Genomic DNA, 18674 nt, shown 5'->3' with positions numbered 1-18674 from the left:
TCGCTCAAATTAATGACTCAGCTACGGGAATGCTGGGCGCCGACGAGGGGTACGTGTCTTCAAGAAGTGAAAGTTGTCATGCCCATTGACAGGCGTTCCGCCGCGCTGGCTTCATGTGACCAACGGAATGGGAGCGCTCCCATCCCCGCTGCCCGCCTCACCCCCATGAAAGGCGACAACGGATGAAGCCACGGACGAGAAAACGGCTGGCCAGGGCGACGGCCGCCGCCGCCACGGCGACCGCCCTCCTGATGACACTCTCCGGCACGGGTTCCGCACAGGCCGCGGAGGCGCCGGAGGGCGGGCCCGCCGGCACCACGTCAGCGGTGGCGCCCGCCGCCGGCACCGGCACGGACTGGCTGCACACCGAGGGCAACCGGATCGTCGACGAGCAGGGCAACAGGGTCTGGCTCACCGGGGCCAACTGGTTCGGCTTCAACGCCACCGAGCGGGTCTTCCACGGCCTGTGGTCCGCCAACCTGGACACGGTCACCCGGCAGATGGCGGAGCGCGGCATCAACATCGTCCGGGTGCCGATCTCCACCCAGCTCCTGCTGGAGTGGAAGAACGGCCGGGCGGCGACCTCCAGCGCGGTCAACACCTGGGCCAACCCGGAACTGGAGGGCCTGACGACCCTGGGGGTCTTCGACGCCTTCCTGGGGGTGGCGGAGAAGTACGGCATCAAGGTGATGCTCGACGTCCACAGCGCGGAGGCCGACAACTCCGGCCACATCCACCCCGTGTGGTGGAAGGGCACGATCACCACCGAGCAGTTCTACTCCGCCTGGGAGTGGGTGACCGCCCGGTACGAGGCGAACGACACCCTGGTGGCGATGGACGTCAAGAACGAGCCCCACGGCAAGCAGTCCGACAGCCCCCGGGCCAAGTGGGACGGCTCCACCGACCAGGACAACTTCAAGTACACCTGCGAGACCGCCGGGAAACGCATCCTCGCGATCAACCCGCGGGTCCTCGTCATGTGCGAGGGCATCGAGATCTACCCCAAGGACGGGACGGACTGGTCCTCCACCTCGGCGGCCGACTACCACGGCATGTGGTGGGGCGGGAATTTGCGCGGGGCGAAGGACCACCCGGTCGACCTCGGCGCGCAGCAGGACCAGCTGGTCTACTCCCCGCACGACTACGGGCCGCTGGTGTACCAGCAGCCCTGGTTCGAGGGCGAGTGGGACCGCGGCACGCTGGAGCGCGACGTCTGGGACCCCAACTGGCTCTATCTGCACAAGGACGGCACCGCTCCGCTGTTCGTCGGTGAATGGGGCGGTCACCTCGACGGCGGCCCGAACGAGAAGTGGATGAGGGCCCTGCGCGATCTGATGGTGGAGAACGGCATCCACCACACCTTCTGGTGCCTCAACCCCAACTCCGGTGACACCGGGGGCCTGCTGGGCTACGACTGGGCGACCTGGGACGAGGCCAAGTACGCCCTGCTCAAGCCCGCCCTCTGGCAGTCCGGCGGGAAGTTCGTCAGCCTCGACCACGAGGTCAGGCTCGGCGGCGAGGGCAGCACCACCGGCATCAGCCTGGCCGACCTCTACGGCGGCTGACCCCCGCCCCGTAGCCACCGCCCCGTAGCCACCGCCCCCTGACCGCCCTGGGGTGCCGATGAACCCCACCGCCTCGGCACCCCAGGGCTCTCCACCCTCTCCGCACCCCGGGCCGCGTCGTCAGCCGTCCGTCAGCAGCGCGTTGATGAGCAGCAGCGCGATGTCGTCGGTGCCGGGCGTGGCCCGCTTCGCGTACCGCACGAGCGTGTCGGCGACGGACTCCATGTCCTGGTCCAGGGCGAGGGCGAAGTGCGCGGCCAGCTCGGCGGCGGCGTCGTCGAAGTCCACGCCCGGGGCCTCCACGAGCCCGTCGGTGTACAGCGCGAGCGCCGCACCCGGCGGCAGCGGAACCTCGGCCGTCGGATAGCGGGACGCGGGGTCGATGCCGAGGAGCAGGCCGGGCGGCAGCGGCAGGACATCGGTCTGCCCGTCCGGCTGCCGCAGCAGAGGTGCCGGGTGGCCCGCGGTGGCCAGGCAGACGCTGTGCCGGGCGAGGTCGAGATGGATGTAGAGGCAGCTGGTGAAGAGGCCGGGGTCGAGGTCGGTCAGCAGCCGGTTGGTGCGGGCCAGGACCTCGTCGGGCTGGGCGCCCGCGGAGGCGTGCACCGCGGTGCGGACCTGCCCCATGAGCGCGGCGGCGTTCTCGTTGTGTCCCTGTACGTCGCCGATGGCCGCGGCGGCCGTCGTGTCGTCGAGCCGGATCAGGTCGTAGAAGTCCCCGCCGATGCCCATGCCCCGGGTCGAGGGGAGGTAGCGGGCCGCCACGTCCAGTCCGGAGATCACGGGCAGGCCGTGGGGCAGGAGGTGGGCCTGCAGGCTGTGCGAGAGGCGGTCCTTGGCGTCGTAGAGGCGGGCCCGGTCCAGAGCCTGGGCGAGCAGTCCCGCGATCGAGGTCAGCAGGGTGCGTTCGTCGGGTTCGAAGGGGTGCGGCCGGTCGTAGGCGAGGACCAGCGAGCCCACCGGACGCCCCGAGACGATCAGCGGGAGGAAGGCGCAGGCGGCGACCGCGTTGCGGAGGCCCGCCGAGGGGTAGGCGCGCTCCAGCTCGGAGAAGGTGGCGTAGAAGTCGGGAATGCCTGTCGTCAGCACGCGCGCCGCGGGCGTGGGCGAGGTCAGGGGGGCGCCGTCGAAACGGTCCATGAGCGCGGGATGGGTGCCGCGGCGGCCCTCGATCCGCAGCCTTCCCTCCGCCGACGTCATGACCACGAGGGTCTGGATGCGGAAGGCCGACATCAGCTGGTCGCCGGCCAGACCGATCACGTCCTGGGTACCGACCGCCTCGGTGAGGCTCGCCGCCAGATGCATCAGGTGGTAGAGCGCGGTGGCACGGCTGGGGGCCGCGGAGGCGCTGGGCAGTGAGGGCGCGGGGATGTCCTGGGGGCCGGGCCGCGAGGTGGGCACGATGCGGACACTGATGCCGGTGGCGGTCGGGAACAGGTGGAAGGACAGCCACCGGTCCGGTGGCCGCAGCACGTTGAAGGACGTCTGCTGGCGGCCGATGACGGCGGCCCGGTAGTGGTCCTCGACAGCGGGGTTGTCCAGCCAGGGGAGCGACTCCCAGGGCAGGGTCCCCCGTACGTCCTCGGCCCGCGTTCCCAGCAGGGCTGCGGCGGCGTCGTTGATGAAGACGACCCTCCCGTCGATCGACAGCGCGCAGCTCCCGCCGGGCAGCCGCCGGACGAACTCCGCGATGACCGTGGCCTCGGCCGGACCGGGGGTGGGCGGCTTCGGCGGGGGCAGCACCCATGGCTGGGTGCCGGGCCGGACCGGGTAGCCGCTGCTCTCGGCCTGCTGCAGGAGCATGCCGATGCCGTGGCAGCCCTTGACGACGGCCTCGCGCTCCTCGGGCGCCAGCTGCGGGGGGTGGGAGCCGGGCCACAGCAGCACGAGCCCTCCCCGGTCGACGGCACCGGTGCGGATGGGGGCGGCGGCCATCGCGAACCGGTACGGCAGGACGAGTGCGGGGCGCGGGTACCGGCGGGCCAGTTCCTCCTGGTTGCCGAGCCAGATCAGGCAGCGCAGGCGTACGGCGTCGGCCACCGGTATCGGGGCGGACAGCGGCACCCGGGTCCACGGGGCGGCCAGCTGGCCGGGGACCCCGGAGAGCACGGCCAGGTGCAGGGTGGTGTCGTTCTTCGGCAGCAGGTAAACCATCGCCACAGACGCGCCGGTGTCGCGCACGACATGGGTCACGGCGCTGCCGAGCAGCTCCGTGCCCGAACCCGTGGCTGCGACAGAGGCTGCATGGTCCTGCACGCTCTCCAGCGTCCCCTGTGAGAGGCGGCCGCGCACCCGCTGCCGTACCCGGTGCGTACGCACCCGCCGACACGGCACGGACGGGTCCGGCCGCCGGACGCGCGAGGGCCCGGATGCCGGGGAGCATCCGGGCCCTCGTCGTACTGCGTTCCGCGTGCTTACGGGAGCTGCGCCGCCCGTGCCTCGCGCCGGTTGTCACGGAAGGCGTTCACCCGCCGTGCCGTGGCGAAGAGCGGGATCACCGCCCCCAGGACGACCTGCAGCGCGCAGCCGGTCTGGAGGAGCAGCTGGCCACCGGGGGCGTCGAACGCCCAGGCGGCGAGGAGCCCCATCGCGGCCACGATCCAGCTGAGCATGGCCACCGCGAGGACGCCCCGCGGCTTCGGATACTCGACCCGGCTGACCATGAGCCACGCCACTCCGATGATCGCGAGCAGCGTCGGCACGAAGGGCAGCTCCAGCAGCACGATCGAGACGACCGTGAGCGCTCCGAAGGGGCTCGGCATGCCCTGGAACATGCCGTCCTTCAAGGTCACGCACGAGAACCGCGCAAGCCTGAGCACCACCGCCAGCAGCACCACGATCGCCGCGAGCGCCGACACCCGCTGGTGTGCGTCGTCCGCGACCATTCCGTACACCAGTACGAAATACGCCGGCGCGAGGCCGAAGCTGATCAGGTCGGAGAGGTTGTCCAGCTCCGCACCCATCGGGGAGGAGCGCAGCTTGCGCGCCACCAGCCCGTCGAACAGGTCGAAGACGGCCGCCATGAGCATGAGGATCACCGCGGTCGCCGCGGAGTGCCTGGCCATGCCCGACTCGTCACTGCCCGTGAGGTGCGGGATGAGGATCCCCGTGGTGGTGAAGTACACCGCCATGAAACCGCACGTGGCGTTACCGAGGGTGAGCGTGTCCGCTATCGACAGCCGCATCGAGAGCGGCATGTCCTCGGCGTCGTCCTGCTCCTCCGCCTCGGGCACCCAGCTCGCCTGGGTATCGGGATCAATCACGGTCAATTCGAGTCACCCCCGCGGTGGTGGCCTGGCCGACCTCGACCGCGACATCGACACCTTCCGGAAGGTAGATGTCCACGCGCGAGCCGAAGCGGATCAGACCGATGCGTTCGCCCTGCTCCACCTTCGTGCCCTGCGGGATGTAGGGCACGATGCGACGGGCGACCGCTCCCGCGATCTGCACCATCTCGATGTCGCCGAGCTCGGTGTCGAAGTGCCAGACAACGCGCTCGTTGTTCTCGCTCTCCTTGTTGAACGCCGGGACGAACCCACCCGGGATGTGCTCCACGGAGGTCACGGTGCCGGCCAGTGGAGCCCGGTTGACGTGAACGTTCAGCGGGCTCATGAAGATCGCGACGCGGGTGCGCCCGTCCTTCCACGGCATGATGCTCTGCACCACGCCGTCGGCCGGCGAGATGACGCGGCCCTGGGTGATCTCGCGCTCGGGGTCGCGGAAGAACCACAGCATGCCCGCCGCGAGCGCGGTGGTGGGCACGGCCACGGCCGCCCAGCGCCCGGACGTGCGGGCCCGGGCGAGGCTGAGGGCCGCGGTGGCGACGGTCGGGAGGAGCCACGGCGATGCTCCGCGGGCGAGGCGGACCCCGCCGCGGGATGCAGAGATTTGGCTGTCGGGCATGGATGACCTTCGTAGCGGATGATGCCGCGCTGGCAACGGGGGGACGGCGGCTTTCCGGCGATGCTATCGGGTGCGAGCGGCAACTGGGCAAGCCAGCAGCCGAGTCGGACAGCTGAAAGGCTCCGGACAGGGGTGACAGGGTGTGATGTTCTTCGCCACCAAATCACCTCGAACGGGACATTTCAGCCCTGGAACCGGTACTCCTCGAGCAGCCGGCGACCGATGATCATTTTCTGGATCTCGGCGGTACCTTCACCGATCAGCAGCATCGGGGCCTCACGGTAGAGGCGCTCGATCTCGTACTCCTTGGAGAAGCCGTAACCGCCGTGGATACGGAAGGCGTCCTCGACGACTTCCTTGCAGTACTCGGAGGCGAGGTACTTCGCCATCCCTGCCTCCAGGTCGTTCCGCTCCCCGGAGTCCTTTTTGCGTGCCGCATTCACCATCATGGCATGCGCGGCTTCGACCTTGGTGGCCATTTCGGCCAGTTTGAACTGGATCGCCTGGTGCTGGGCGATCGGCTTTCCGAAGGTCTGGCGCTGCTGCGCGTACGAAACGCCCAGTTCGAACGCACGTTGTGCGACGCCACAGCCACGCGCGGCTACATTTACCCGCCCGACCTCGACGCCGTCCATCATTTGGTAAAAACCTCGGCCGGTCGTGCCGCCCAGCACACGATTGGCCGGAATGCGCAGTCCGTCCATGATGAGCTCGGTCGTGTCGACGCCCTTGTAGCCCATCTTGTCGATCTTCCCCGGGATGGTGAGACCGGGGCGGACCTCCCCGAAGCCCGCCTCCTTCTCCACCAGGAACGTCGTCATCGACTTGTGCGGGGCCGTGCCCTCGGGGTGTCCTTCGTCACTCCTGCAGAGGACGGCGACCAGCGTGGACGTTCCGCCGTTCGTCAGCCACATCTTCTGGCCGTTGAGGACGTATGCGTCGCCGTCCTTCACGCCCTTGGACGAGATCGCCGAGACGTCCGAGCCGAGCGCCGGCTCGGACATCGAGAACGCGCCCCGGACCTCGCCCAGCGCCATCCGCGGCAGGAAGGTGTCCTTCTGCTCCTGCGTGCCGTGCTGCTTGAGCATGTACGCCACGATGAAGTGCGTGTTGATGATGCCCGACACGCTCATCCAGCCGCGGGCGATCTCCTCGACGCACAGCGCGTACGTGAGGAGCGACTCGCCCAGACCGCCGTACTCCTCCGGGATCATCAGCCCGAACAGGCCGAGTTCCTTGAGTCCTTCGACGATGTCCGTGGGATATTCGTCGCGGTGCTCCAGCTGGGTGGCGACAGGAATGATCTCCTTGTCCACGAAATCCCGCACCGTGGAGAGAATTTCCTGCTGGACATCCGTCAGACCGGCGGTCTGCGCGAGTCGGCTCATGGCTACTTCTCCACGTTCTTGCTCGACGGCTGATCGATCTCGGGGCGGCCGGGCTGCTCTCCGCCGCGCTCCTTGATGTACGTCTCGGTCGGGACCATCACCTTGCGGCGGAACACGCAGACCAGCGTGCCGTCCTGCTTGTAGCCCTTTGTCTCCACGTAGACGATGCCGCGGTCGCTCTTGGACCTCGACGGCGTCTTGTCGAGCACGGTCGTCTCGCCGTAGATCGTGTCGCCGTGGAAGGTCGGCGCGACGTGCTTCAGCGACTCCACCTCCAGATTGGCGATGGCCTTTCCGGAGACATCGGGAACCGACATGCCGAGCAGCAGCGAATAGATGTAGTTGCCGACGACGACGTTCTTCCCGAAATCGGTCGTCTTCTCGGCGTAGTTGCTGTCCATGTGCAGCGGGTGGTGATTCATGGTCAGCAGACAGAAGAGGTGGTCGTCGTATTCCGTGACCGTTTTTCCGGGCCAGTGCTTGTAGACGGCACCGACCTCGAACTCCTCGTATGTGCGTCCGAACTGCATGTCAGGCCTCCGGGGCTTCGAACTTGGAGGTGCGCTGCATGCCGGCGGCGCGGCCCTTGCCCGCGATGACCAGGGCCATCTTGCGGCTGGCCTCGTCGATCATCTCGTCGCCGAGCATCGCCGAGCCCTTCTTGCCGCCCTCCTCCGAGGTGCACCAGTCGTAGGCGTCGAGGATGAGCTCGGCGTGGTCGTAGTCCTCCTGGGAGGGCGAGAACACCTCGTTCGCCGCGTCGACCTGACCGGGGTGCAGCACCCACTTGCCGTCGAAGCCCAGCGCCGCGGCACGGCCCGCGACCTCGCGGTAGGCGTCCACGTCGCGGATCTGCAGGAACGGGCCGTCGATGGCCTGGAGGTCGTGCGTGCGGGCCGCCATCAGGATGCGCATCAGGATGTAGTGGTACGCGTCCGCCGGGTAGCCGGGCGGCTGCTGGCCGACGACCAGGGTCTTCATGTTGATCGAGGCCATGAAGTCGGCCGGGCCGAAGATCAGGGTCTCCAGGCGGGGCGAGGCGGCGGCGATGTCGTCGATGTTCACCAGGCCCTTGGCGTTCTCGATCTGCGCCTCGATGCCGATCTTCCCGACCTCGAAGCCCATCGTCTTCTCGATCTGGGTCAGCAGCAGGTCCAGCGCCACGACCTGCTGGGCGTCCTGGACCTTCGGCAGCATGATGCAGTCGAGGTTCGGGCCCGCGCCCTCGACGACCGTGATGACGTCGCGGTACGTCCAGTGGGTCGTCCAGTCGTTGACCCGCACCACGCGGGTCTTGCCGGTCCAGTCGCCGTTGTTCAGGGCGTCGACGATGTGGTGCCGGGCGCCCTCCTTGGCCAGCGGCGCGCAGGCGTCCTCCAGGTCCAGGAAGACCTGGTCGGCCGGCAGCCCCTGGGCCTTCTCCAGGAACCGCGGATTGGAGCCGGGAACCGCCAGGCAGGAGCGTCGCGGGCGCAGCCGGTTCACAGGGGACGAGGGCGTGGTCATGCGGGGACCTCCAGAGGGTCGAGCTTGTTGGCTTTCCGGATCTCGTCGACGATACGGCCGATGATTTCCGTGATACCGAAGTCCTTCGGGGTGAAGACGGCGGCGACGCCGGCTTCGATGAGGGCGTGGGCGTCGGCCGGGGGGATGATGCCGCCGGCGATCACCGGGATGTCCGGCGCACCGGCCTCACGCAGCCGGTGCAGCACGTCCGGCACCAGCTCGGCGTGCGAGCCGGACAGGATGGACAGCCCGACGCAGTGCACGTCCTCGGCCAGCGCGGCGTCGGTGATCTGCTCGGGCGTCAGTCTGATCCCCTGGTAGACCACCTCGAAGCCGGCGTCCCTGGCGCGTACGGCGATCTGTTCGGCGCCGTTGGAGTGCCCGTCGAGGCCGGGTTTGCCGACCAGCAGGCGCAGTCGTCCGACGCCCAGGTCCGCGGCGGTCCGGGTGACCTTCTCGCGCACCAGCGCGAGCGGCGTCCCGGCCTCCGCGGCGACGGCCACCGGTGCGGACGAGACGCCCGTCGGTGCCCGGAACTCGCCGAACACATCGCGCAGGGCCCAGGCCCACTCACCCGTGGTGACGCCCGCGCGTGCGCACTCGACGGTCGCCTCCATCATGTTCGCGGTGCCCGCCGCCGCCTTCTTCAGGGCCGTCAGGGACTCGGTGGCCCGGGCCTCGTCGCGGTTGTCGCGCCACTCGTGCAGCGCGGCGACGACCCGGGCCTCGTTCTCGGGGTCCACCGTCATGATCGCGGCGTCGAGGTCGGCGGTCAGCGGATTCGGTTCGGTCGTCTCGTAGATGTTGACGCCGACGATCTTCTCCTCGCCGCCCTCGATCCGCGCCCGCCGTGCGGCGTGCGAGGAGACGAGCTCCGACTTGAGGTAGCCGGACTCCACGGCGGCCATCGCGCCGCCCATCTGCTGGATCCGGTCGATCTCGGCCAGCGACTCCGTGACCAGTTCGTCGACCTTGGCCTCGACGACGTGCGAACCGGCGAAGATGTCCTCGTACTCCAGCAGGTCGCTCTCGTGCGCGAGCACCTGCTGGATGCGGAGCGACCACTGCTGGTCCCACGGGCGCGGCAGCCCGAGCGCCTCGTTCCAGGCGGGCAGCTGCACCGCGCGGGCGCGGGCGTCCTTGGAGAGGGTGACCGCCAGCATCTCCAGCACGATGCGCTGGACGTTGTTCTCCGGCTGCGCCTCGGTGAGTCCCAGCGAGTTGACCTGTACGCCGTAGCGGAAGCGGCGCTGCTTGGGGTTCTCGATGCCGTACCGCTCACGTGTGACCCGGTCCCAGATGCGGCCGAACGCGCGCATCTTGCACATCTCCTCGATGAAGCGGACCCCCGCGTTCACGAAGAAGGAGATGCGGGCGACGACATCGCCGAACTTCTCCTCGGGCACCTGGCCGGAGTCGCGCACGGCGTCGAGCACCGCGATGGCCGTCGACATGGCGTACGCGATCTCCTGGACCGGAGTGGCCCCCGCCTCCTGCAGGTGGTAGCTGCAGATGTTGATCGGGTTCCACTTCGGGATCCGGTTGACCGTGTACGTGATCATGTCCGTCGTCAGCCGCAGCGACGGGACCGGGGGGAAGACGTGCGTCCCCCGTGACAGGTACTCCTTGACGATGTCGTTCTGCGTCGTGCCCTGGAGCTTGTCGGGGTCCGCCCCCTGCTCCTCCGCGACCACCTGGTAGAGCGCCAGCAGCCACATGGCGGTCGCGTTGATCGTCATGGAGGTGTTCATCTGCTCCAGGGGGATGTCCTGGAACAGCCGTCGCATGTCACCGAGGTGCGAGACGGGTACACCGACCCTGCCCACCTCGCCGCGGGCCAGGACGTGGTCCGGGTCGTAGCCGGTCTGCGTCGGCAGATCGAAGGCGACCGAGAGACCCGTCTGACCCTTGGCGAGGTTGCGCCGGTACAGCTCGTTGGACGCCTCGGCGGTCGAGTGACCGGCGTACGTCCGCATGAGCCACGGCCGGTCCTTCTGACGTTCGGTCATGGTGGACCTCAGACGTTCCGGCTGGATGGGACGGCCCGCTCCGCTGACGCGTCACGGAACAGGTTGATGGCGTCGATGTGCTGTTCCCGGAGCTCCGTGTCGCGCACGCCGAGGCCCTCGGCGGGGGCCAGCGCCAGCACGCCGACCTTGCCCTGGTGCAGGTTGCGGTGCACGTCGTAGGCGGCCTGGCCGGTGTCCTCCAGCGAGTACACCTTGGAGAGCGTCGGGTGGATCTTGCCCTTGGCGATCAGGCGGTTGGCCTCCCACGCCTCGCGGTAGTTGGCGAAGTGCGAGCCGATGATCCGCTTGAGCGACATCCACAGGTAGCGGTTGTCGTACTCGTGGTTGTAACCCGAGGTGGAGGCGCAGGTGACGATCGTGCCGCCCTTGCGGGTCACGTACACGCTGGCGCCGAAGGTCTCGCGGCCCGGGTGCTCGAAGACGATGTCCACGTCCTCGCCGCCGGTCAGCTCACGGATGCGCTTGCCGAACCGCTTCCACTCGCGCGGGTCCTGGTTGTGCTCGTCCTTCCAGAACTTGAAGCCCTCGGCGTTGCGGTCGATGATCGCCTCGGCGCCCATCTTCCGGCAGATCTCCGCCTTCTGGTCGCTGGAGACGACACAGATCGGGTTGGCGCCGCCGGCCAGGGCGAACTGGGTGGCGTACGAACCGAGTCCGCCGCTCGCGCCCCAGATCAGCACGTTGTCGCCCTGCTTCATGCCCGCGCCGTTGCGCGAGACGAGCTGGCGGTACGCGGTGGAGTTGACCAGGCCCGGGGACGCGGCCTCCTCCCAGCTGAGGTGCTTCGGTTTCGGCATCAGCTGGTTGGACTTGACGAGTGCGATCTCCGCCAGGCCGCCGAAGTTGGTCTCGAAGCCCCAGATGCGCTGCTCCGGGTCGAGCATCGTGTCGTTGTGGCCGTCGGAGGACTCCAGCTCCACCGAGAGGCAGTGCGCGACGACTTCGTCGCCCGGGTTCCAGGCGTTGACACCGGGACCGGTGCGCAGGACGACGCCCGCCAGGTCGGAGCCGATGACGTGGTACGGGAGGTCGTGGCGCTTGCTGAGGTCGCTGAGCTTGCCGTACCGCTCCAGGAAGCCGAAGGTCGAGACGGGCTCGAAGATCGACGTCCACACGGAGTTGTAGTTGACCGAGCTGGCCATGACCGCCACCAGGGCCTCGCCCGGGCCGAGCTCGGGCACCGGAACGTCCTCGACGTGGAGGGACTTGCGGGGGTCCTTGTCGCGGCTGGCGAGGCCGGCGAACATCTCGGCCTCGTCCTTGTGCACGGTCACCGCGCGGTACGACTCGGGGATGGACAGGGCTGCGAAGTCCGCGGCCGTGCTGTCCTGCGATTGGATCGCGTCCAGGATTTCCTTCACGGTGATGCCTCCGGCAGATCGGGTCTCCGGCGTCGAGGGAAACGCTCGGAGGACCCCTGTGGTCAGGGGAGCGGTGCGGTGTGGAGGTGTGCCGTCGGTTCGGCGGGTGGTGCTCTGGGCCTGCTCGGTGGAGCAGAAGGGTTTGCCTGTGACGCAGGCGTCCGGGCGCGCGGACACGTGGTCTGCGGGGACAGCCGGCGTACGAGAGATCTCTGCACGCCGGCCGCCCGGACGCCTTCAACGTATGGCACTCCGTGACAGGTGGCAAGGCACCCAGTGCCAACAATTTCTCTCAGTTGTCATCTCGTAGGCACGCATGAGCAACATCATGGTTGGTATGCCGCATTGCTCCGCCTTTTGGTGGCTCTACGGCGCGGTGCGGTACACGTACGGCGTCGTCGTGCCCAGGGCCGTGAAGCCGAGCCGCCGCAGGATCGGGGCGGACTGATCCGTCGCGTCGACCTGGAGGAAGCGGTAACCGCGTGCGGCGGCGATACGGGTCCGGTGGGCGACCAGCGCCCGGTAGATGCCCCTGCCGCGCCATTCGGCGGCCGTCCCGCCGCCCCAGAGGCCGGCGAAGCCCGTACCGGGGTACATCTCCATCCGGGCCGCGCTCACCGGTTCGCCGCCCGCGAGGACCACGACCGCGACGAACGTGTCAGGGGCCTCGGCCAGCCGGGTCAGCGTCCGGTGACGCAGCCATGAACTGTCGGTGCCGAAGGCCCGCTCGTGCGCCCGGACCATCAGCTCCACCCCGGCCGCGTCGGACACCGTGTGCAGATCCACGCCCGCCGGAAGGTGCGCGGTGGTGGGCAGGCCGGCGACCGGGGCGACGAACAGTGTTTCCGGCGGCTCCGCCACGAAACCCGCGGCCAGCAGCCTTCCGCCCAGGTCGGCGGGCCGGTCGTGGGAGTACAGCTTCCACTCGAACGCGTCGTGCCCGAGGGCGGTGTAGTGCTCCACCTGCGCCGAGATCGCCGCTTCGGCCCGTACGGGGTCGAGGTCCGGGGCCGTCCAGACGACCCCGTTCCAGTCGTCCGCCGAGCCGGTCTGGCGGACGACGTCGGGCCCCCGCTCGACCCGTGCGCCGGGGCCGTCGGGGCGGGCGTGTTCGCGCATCTCGTGATCGAAGAGGGCCAGCATCTCGTCAGGTTCCATCCGCGCATCCGAGCACTTCTGCCCCTGCCCGGCCACCGGGTTTCCCGGCCGGTGCGTCAACGGCCGGCCGCGGGGCAGATGAAAGTGATCTTGATGTGGGCAGGCCGTGGACAAGGGGTGGGAACGCGATGGGCATACAGACGCGCAGAGACGTCCGGAAGGGCCGGCGGCCCGGATTCGACATCCGGCGGACGGCGTTCGGCTTCGCGTTCCTCGCGCTCCTGGTCTGCGGCGCCGGACTCGCGGTGCGCACGGCTCTGAGGAGTGCCGAACGGCACCCGGTGGTCGCCGTGGCCTGCGTCGTCGTACTGGTGGCCGGGACCGTGGCGCTCCTGCGCATGCGCCGCAGCCGCAGGGCGGCGGCCAGGGCCGCCGAGGCGGCCGTCGGGACCGCCTACGAGGTCGTGGACGCCGCCCTGGAGGAAGCGCCGGAGGCCGAGACCGCCCCCGCTCCCGTGCCGCCACCGGTCGACTACGCGGCGATGGACCCCTACGCGTTCGAGGAGGCCGTGGCCGCCCTCTGCCGGCGGGACGGCTGCCTGGACGCCGAAGTCGTCGGAGGCGCCGGTGACCTGGGCGCGGACGTGGTGGCCACCACCCCGGACGGCCGCCGTCTGGTCGTGCAGTGCAAGCGCTACACGTGCGACAACAAGGTCGGCTCGCAGGATCTCCAGCGCTTCGGCGGGACCTGCTACGCGGTGCACGAGGCCGAGGTGGCCCTCGTCGTCAGCACCGGCGAGTTCACCGAACCGGCTCTCGAGTACGCCGAGCAGTGCGGCATCGTCTGTGTCGGCCCGGACGAGCTCACCGCGTGGAGCGAAGGCGCCGCGGCGCCGCCCTGGTACGCGGGAGCCGCCGTGCAGCCCGCCGAGGGCTGAGCCGCGCCCGGGCCGGGCTCAGTGCTCCTTCAGCGCCTGCTGGATCGTGCGCATGATCTCGTCGAGCGGCGCGTCGGTGCGGGCCACGGTGACCAGCACCTCGCCCTCCCTGGACACCGAGGCCGCCGGGGTCTTCCCGGCCTCGCCCCCCGCGGTCCGCCCCGCCCCGATCCCGGTGCCGAAGGTGTCCCGCACGATCGCGAACGCGTGGTCGAGCTGCGACTCCACGTCGCCCTGCCCGTCCGCGCGCAGCCAGCGCCGCAGCACATGGTTGTGCGCGGTCACCACGGCGGACGCGGCTACCTCGGCGAGCAGCGGGTCGTCATTGCCCACATGGTGGTCGCGCTCATCGAAATGGCCCAGCAGATAGCGCGTGAAAAGCCGTTCGTAGCGGGCCACCGAGGCGATCTCGGCCTCGCGGAGCGTGGGCACCTCACGGGTCAGCTGGTAGCGCGCCACCGAGACCGCGGGCTTCGCCGCGTACATCTTCATGACCTCCTTGATGCCGCGGCACACGGTGTCGAGCGGGTGCTCGTGCGCGGGTGCGGCATTGAGGACGGCCTCGGCCCTGACGAGGGTGTCGTCGTGGTCCGGGAAGATGGCCTCTTCCTTGGAGCGGAAGTGCCGGAAGAACGTGCGCCGGGCGACCCCGGCAGCCCCCGCGATCTCGTCGACCGTCGTTGCCTCGTACCCCTTGGTGGCGAACAGCTCCATGGCGGCGGCGGCCAGTTCGCGGCGCATCTTGAGCCGCTGGGCGGCGGCACGGGTGCCTGCGGCACTTTCCGGGGCGTCCGTCGAGGCGGAGGAACGAGGGGACTTGGCGGGTTGGGACATGAGGTGAACGTAACCCATCGGTGCGGGGGAGTGCGCCCGTGGGGGCGGGTCGCCCGAGGGTCCCAGCAGCCCGCCCCACCCGCCCCGACCGGCTCCCCGCTCAGCGCCGGGCATATTCGCGGAAGCCACGCCCCGTCTTGCGGCCGAGGCAGCCCGCGGCCACCAGGTGCTCGAGCAGCGGTGCCGGCGCGAGGCCCGGGTCGCGGAACTCGGCGTGCAGAACCTTCTCGATGGCGAGCGAGACGTCCAGGCCGACGACGTCCAGGAGCTCGAAGGGCCCCATGGGGTAGCCGCCGCCCAGCTTCATCGCCGCGTCGATGTCGTCGAGCGTCGCGTAGTGCTCCTCGACCATCTTGATCGCGTTGTTGAGGTACGGGAACAGCAGCGCGTTCACGATGAACCCGGCCCGGTCACCGCAGTCGACCGGGTGCTTGCGCACCTTCACGCAGACCTCGCGGACCGTGGCGTGGACGTCGTCGGCGGTCAGCACCGTGCGGACCACCTCGACGAGCTTCATCGCGGGCGCCGGGTTGAAGAAGTGCATCCCGATGACGTCCTCGGGGCGCGAGGTCACCCGGGCGACCGCCACGACCGGCAGCGACGAGGTGGTGGTCGCGAGCACCGCGCCCGGCTTGCAGACCTTGTCCAGGGTCTGGAAGAGCTGCCGCTTGACCTCCAGGTCCTCGGCGACCGCCTCGACCGCGAGATCGACGTCGGCGAAGGAGTCCAGCGAGCCCGCCGGGGTGATCCGGGCGAGCGTCTCGTCCCGTGCCTCCTCGGTGAGCCGCCCCTTGGAGACGGAACGCTCCAGCGACTTGGCGATCCGGGCCTTGGCCGTGTCCGCCTTCTCCTGGCTGCGCGCGGCGAGCACCACGGCGTACCCGGCCTTCGCGAAGACCTCCGCGATGCCCGAGGCCATCGTCCCCGACCCGGCCACACCGACGGAGGTCACCGGGCGCCCGGTGACCGCACCCGCGCTCGCCGCCGGTGTCAGGGCGTCCGGCACCACGGTCTGGCCGCCGGGGGTGTCGTACGTGTAGAAGCCCCGGCCCGCCTTGCGGCCGGTCAGGCCGGCCTCGCTGAGCTGCCCGAGCACCGGTGCCGGTGCGTGCAGCCGGTCGCGGGACGCCGCGTACATGGCCTCCAGGACCGTGCGGGCCGTGTCGATGCCGATCAGGTCGAGCAGCGCCAGGGGGCCCATCGGCAGTCCGCAGCCCAGCTTCATGGCGGCGTCGATGTCCTCACGGGAGGCGTAGTTCGCCTCGTACATCGCCGCGGCCTGGTTGAGATAGCCGAAGAGCAGGCCGTCCGCGACGAAGCCAGGACGGTCGCCGACCGCGACCGGCTCCTTGCCCAGCTCACGGGCGAGCCGGGTGACGCTCTCCACCGCGGGCGGTGCGGTCAGCACGGAGGAGACCACCTCGACGAGCTTCATGGCGGGCGCCGGATTGAAGAAGTGCAGGCCCAGGACGCACTCGGGGCGCTGCGACTCGGCGGCCAGCCGGGTCACGGACAGGGCGTTCGTGCCCGTCGCGAGGATCGCGGTGGGGGAGACCACCGCGTCCAGCTCCCGGAAGACCTGCTGCTTGATCTCGTACGTCTCCGGCACGACCTCGATGACCAGCTCCGCGTCCGCGGCGGCCTGGAGATCGGAGAACGTACGGAACCGGGCGAGGATGTCGCGCCGCTCCTGCTCGGTGATCCGCTCACGGGCCACGGAGCGGGCGGTGGAGGCCTCCAGGGAGGCGACGGCCTGCCGGGCGGCGGCCTCACTTATGTCGATACCGACGACCTCGCGGCCCGCACGGGCCAGGACCTCGGCGATGCCGGTGCCCATGGTGCCGAGGCCGACGACGGCAATGGTGGTGAGCGGGGTGTCCATCACGGGACTCCAGGGTGAGTGACGACTGTGAGGAGCACGGCGGCGCGCAGGGTCGGAGTCGACCGGCGCTCGGTGTGCGGGGAATGACGTGTCGCGTGTCGTGGTGCACGGTCCCGGCCGCTCGGGGCACACCGGGGGGAAAGGTGACGGGCTCTGTCCCGGAGCCACGTCTCACGAACTGCCGAACCGACAAGCACTCCGGGTGGCTGCGTCACCAGGCCACCGGAGCCGGCGGGGAGTGTGTCCCGCTCACCTGAGCTTAACCGGCGAGTAACGAGCGCGCCAGCCCTGGCTGCCTGTGCGCTGGCACACAGTTCGCCCGACACGGTGCGTTCATCACCCTAAACTCAGTGTCATGGATGAGGAGTTCCGCTCGCTGACGGACCGGCTCGGGCACGAGGCCGGTGAACCGGAGGTCTTCCACCGGCTGCTCGCCACCGAGGACGACGAGGAGCTGGCCCGGGTGCTGGTGGAACGCGAACGCCCCCTGTGGGCCCGGGAGATCGCGGCGTTCCGGCTCGGCTGCCGGGGCGACCGCCGGGCCTTCGAGGCGCTGGTCCTCCTCCTCAACCACCGTGACTCCGAGCGCTGCGTCTCGGCCGCGTACGCTCTGCGGCTCCTCGGCGACCCCCGGACACCACGGGCGGCGGCCGCGCTGGCCACCAACGGTCTGCGGACGGCCTACGCCCTGCACCCGGTCCGGCTGCTGACCGCCCTGCGCGCCCCCGAATCGGTGCCGGCCCTGGTCAGCACCCTGAACCGGCTGCTGACCCCCGAGGAGCCGCACTGGCGCGTCGCGCTGGCCTGCGTCGAGGGCCTGGGGAGCCTGGGCGACGACAGGGCCCGCCCGGTCCTGGAGGCCGCACTGCCGCACCCCCGGCTCGGCGGCGCGGCGGCGGAGGCGCTCAGCCGGCTGGGGGTGGGGTGAGGGGGCGTGCGGCGTCCGAGGAGACCGCAGCTGACCGGCAACCGATCACCGTCCGGCCGTCACCAGCGGCGCCAGCCTGGTGTCCTCGTCCGCCAGCGCGTACGTCGTCGTGAGGTACTGGGTCAGACTGCCGCGCAACTGTGCGGCGGCCAGAGTGGGTTTCACGACGGCGCCCTTTCGTGTACATGTCCGGAGGGGACGATGCCGACGAAAGCCGACGATCTACGGACAACCGTATATCCGGCGGCTGACAGTCGGGATGGCTGTTCAGGGATCCCGCTGTCCTGCTGTGCCGAGCCATGTTGCGCTCACTGTGCGTGGGCGGACCTCGGCGCGGCTATCCGAGAATCTCGTCGTTGGAATCGAACTGATGTTGATCAACAGAGAGTGGCGGGAAGTAGTTGGTCTCCGCTCGCCCTGTGAGAACGGCCAGAAGGAAGGACGCGCACTGAGCGTCGTGGTGTTCCCACAACGGCCCACGGCCCTCGTTGAACATGACCGTCCATTCGTCCGGCCCCTGTCCCGGTTTCACCAGCCAATGAAGCATGGCCCCTGTGCCCTCGATGTAGGCCCAGGGCAGTACCGCCGTACCGGACTCCTGGAGCTGAGCAGGCCTGGGCTCGACCTCCCACAGCTTCTTGAGGGTCTCGTCCCTTTCGGTTGCTTGCGCGAGCAACTCGTAGTCGTCGTCCGGGCAGGCAGGATCCAGGAGCCAGATCGTCTCGTCGAAGACGCCTCCCCCGTACGTCTCGACAAGCTGCCGGTAGTCGGTCGGCAGCGCGGTGCCGAGTGCCCGCTCGACGGCCGGCCAGTCCCTGGAGCGGCGTGGACCGGAAGGCGTGACGAGTTCGGTGAGGCGTTCCATGGCGGGGTCCATGGTTGTCTCTTTCTGTGCCGGGTCAGATACGTTTGGGAACGTTCAGGATAGTGACGATGTTGGTGCTGCTGCCGCCTTCGTACGGCGTGAAGCTGAATCCCTTGTCTCCCCGGGCTTCGATGGTCAGCCCGATCGGCACGACGTCGGTGGGGTCGTTCGCCCGGTAGACGGGCGTGACGGAATACTCGATGGTTTCCCCTCGCTTGTGGACGGCGGCCCTGACCTCTTCCTCGACTCCCCGCATGACCGGCGAGCGAGCGAAGCGGTGCATGGTGACGAAGTTCCGCGAATCCTTGTTCGGGCCACCGATCGGCGCGCCGAGCAGAGGGGTCTTGTTCAGCTTCTTGTTCGCTCGCCCCTGCCC

15 protein-coding genes and 1 pseudogene are annotated in these 18674 nt (G+C 69.6%); 3 read left to right on the top strand and 13 right to left on the bottom strand.

Annotated elements, in window-relative coordinates; all coding sequences use genetic code 11:
* Positions 1-182: 182 nt before the first annotated feature.
* Positions 183-1565, top strand: a complete 1383-nt coding sequence (locus ACIRD8_RS10915; RefSeq protein ID WP_403988923.1) for a glycoside hydrolase family 5 protein — start codon at positions 183-185, stop codon at positions 1563-1565.
* 120 nt (positions 1566-1685) lie between these two features.
* Here ACIRD8_RS10915 and ACIRD8_RS10910 read toward each other — a convergent pair whose 3' ends face one another.
* The 9 genes from ACIRD8_RS10910 to ACIRD8_RS10870 all read right to left on the bottom strand — a co-directional run bounded on the left by ACIRD8_RS10910 (position 1686) and on the right by ACIRD8_RS10870 (position 12911).
* Complete coding sequence (locus ACIRD8_RS10910) at positions 1686-3821, bottom strand: SpoIIE family protein phosphatase (protein WP_403988921.1); 2136 nt, start codon at positions 3819-3821, stop codon at positions 1686-1688.
* Between the two features lie 158 nt (positions 3822-3979).
* Positions 3980-4798, bottom strand: a complete 819-nt coding sequence (gene pssA / locus ACIRD8_RS10905; protein ID WP_187281897.1) for a CDP-diacylglycerol--serine O-phosphatidyltransferase — start codon at positions 4796-4798, stop codon at positions 3980-3982.
* Between the two features lie 22 nt (positions 4799-4820).
* Entirely contained in the window at positions 4821-5468 is a 648-nt protein-coding gene (locus ACIRD8_RS10900; protein WP_403988919.1) for a phosphatidylserine decarboxylase, read from the bottom strand.
* 182 nt (positions 5469-5650) lie between these two features.
* Complete coding sequence (locus ACIRD8_RS10895) at positions 5651-6856, bottom strand: acyl-CoA dehydrogenase family protein (protein WP_403988917.1); 1206 nt, start codon at positions 6854-6856, stop codon at positions 5651-5653.
* 2 nt (positions 6857-6858) lie between these two features.
* Complete coding sequence (locus ACIRD8_RS10890) at positions 6859-7386, bottom strand: MaoC family dehydratase (RefSeq protein ID WP_403988915.1); 528 nt, start codon at positions 7384-7386, stop codon at positions 6859-6861.
* A gap of 1 nt (position 7387) precedes the next feature.
* Positions 7388-8362, bottom strand: a complete 975-nt coding sequence (locus tag ACIRD8_RS10885) for a CoA ester lyase (RefSeq protein WP_307124077.1) — start codon at positions 8360-8362, stop codon at positions 7388-7390.
* Positions 8359-10371 carry a protein meaA gene (locus tag ACIRD8_RS10880; RefSeq protein WP_403988912.1) on the bottom strand — a complete coding sequence of 671 codons (2013 nt, stop codon included), beginning with the start codon at positions 10369-10371 and terminating at the stop codon, positions 8359-8361. Before ACIRD8_RS10880 ends, ACIRD8_RS10885 begins: the two co-directional genes overlap by 4 nt.
* A gap of 8 nt (positions 10372-10379) precedes the next feature.
* On the bottom strand, positions 10380-11753 hold the full coding sequence (gene ccrA, locus ACIRD8_RS10875; protein ID WP_403988910.1) for a crotonyl-CoA carboxylase/reductase: 1374 nt from the start codon (positions 11751-11753) through the stop codon (positions 10380-10382).
* Positions 11754-12119: 366 nt separating this feature from the next.
* Positions 12120-12911 (bottom strand): GNAT family N-acetyltransferase, encoded by a 792-nt coding sequence (locus ACIRD8_RS10870; RefSeq protein WP_403988908.1) that lies wholly within the window; start codon positions 12909-12911, stop codon positions 12120-12122.
* Between the two features lie 128 nt (positions 12912-13039).
* Between ACIRD8_RS10870 and ACIRD8_RS10865 the strand changes: the two genes are divergently transcribed.
* Positions 13040-13789 carry a restriction endonuclease gene (locus tag ACIRD8_RS10865; protein ID WP_403988906.1) on the top strand — a complete coding sequence of 250 codons (750 nt, stop codon included), beginning with the start codon at positions 13040-13042 and terminating at the stop codon, positions 13787-13789.
* Positions 13790-13807: 18 nt separating this feature from the next.
* Here the strand turns inward: ACIRD8_RS10865 and ACIRD8_RS10860 are convergent, their stop codons facing one another.
* Together ACIRD8_RS10860 and ACIRD8_RS10855 are read right to left on the bottom strand one after the other, a co-directional pair.
* Positions 13808-14623, bottom strand: coding sequence for a TetR family transcriptional regulator (locus tag ACIRD8_RS10860; protein WP_403988904.1), 816 nt, complete (start codon positions 14621-14623; stop codon positions 13808-13810).
* Between the two features lie 100 nt (positions 14624-14723).
* Entirely contained in the window at positions 14724-16505 is a 1782-nt protein-coding gene (locus tag ACIRD8_RS10855; protein WP_403988902.1) for a 3-hydroxyacyl-CoA dehydrogenase family protein, read from the bottom strand.
* Between the two features lie 355 nt (positions 16506-16860).
* Here ACIRD8_RS10855 and ACIRD8_RS10850 point away from each other — a divergent pair, with 355 nt between their 5' ends.
* Entirely contained in the window at positions 16861-17433 is a 573-nt protein-coding gene (locus ACIRD8_RS10850; protein ID WP_403988900.1) for an adenylosuccinate lyase, read from the top strand.
* A 337-nt stretch (positions 17434-17770) separates the two neighbouring features.
* Here ACIRD8_RS10850 and ACIRD8_RS10845 read toward each other — a convergent pair whose 3' ends face one another.
* Together ACIRD8_RS10845 and ACIRD8_RS10840 are read right to left on the bottom strand one after the other, a co-directional pair.
* A complete protein-coding gene (locus tag ACIRD8_RS10845; protein WP_403988898.1) occupies positions 17771-18310 on the bottom strand; it encodes an SMI1/KNR4 family protein in 540 nt (179 codons plus the stop codon).
* Between the two features lie 22 nt (positions 18311-18332).
* Positions 18333-18656: pseudogene (locus tag ACIRD8_RS10840) on the bottom strand (DNA/RNA non-specific endonuclease); the annotation flags it as partial.
* Positions 18657-18674: the final 18 nt, after the last annotated feature.

This window comes from Streptomyces sp. NPDC102451 (assembly GCF_044765485.1).
Classification (GTDB): domain Bacteria; phylum Actinomycetota; class Actinomycetes; order Streptomycetales; family Streptomycetaceae; genus Streptomyces.
The sequence above is the reverse complement of the archived record's forward strand: the minus strand, read 5'-3'. Positions and strand labels throughout refer to the sequence as shown.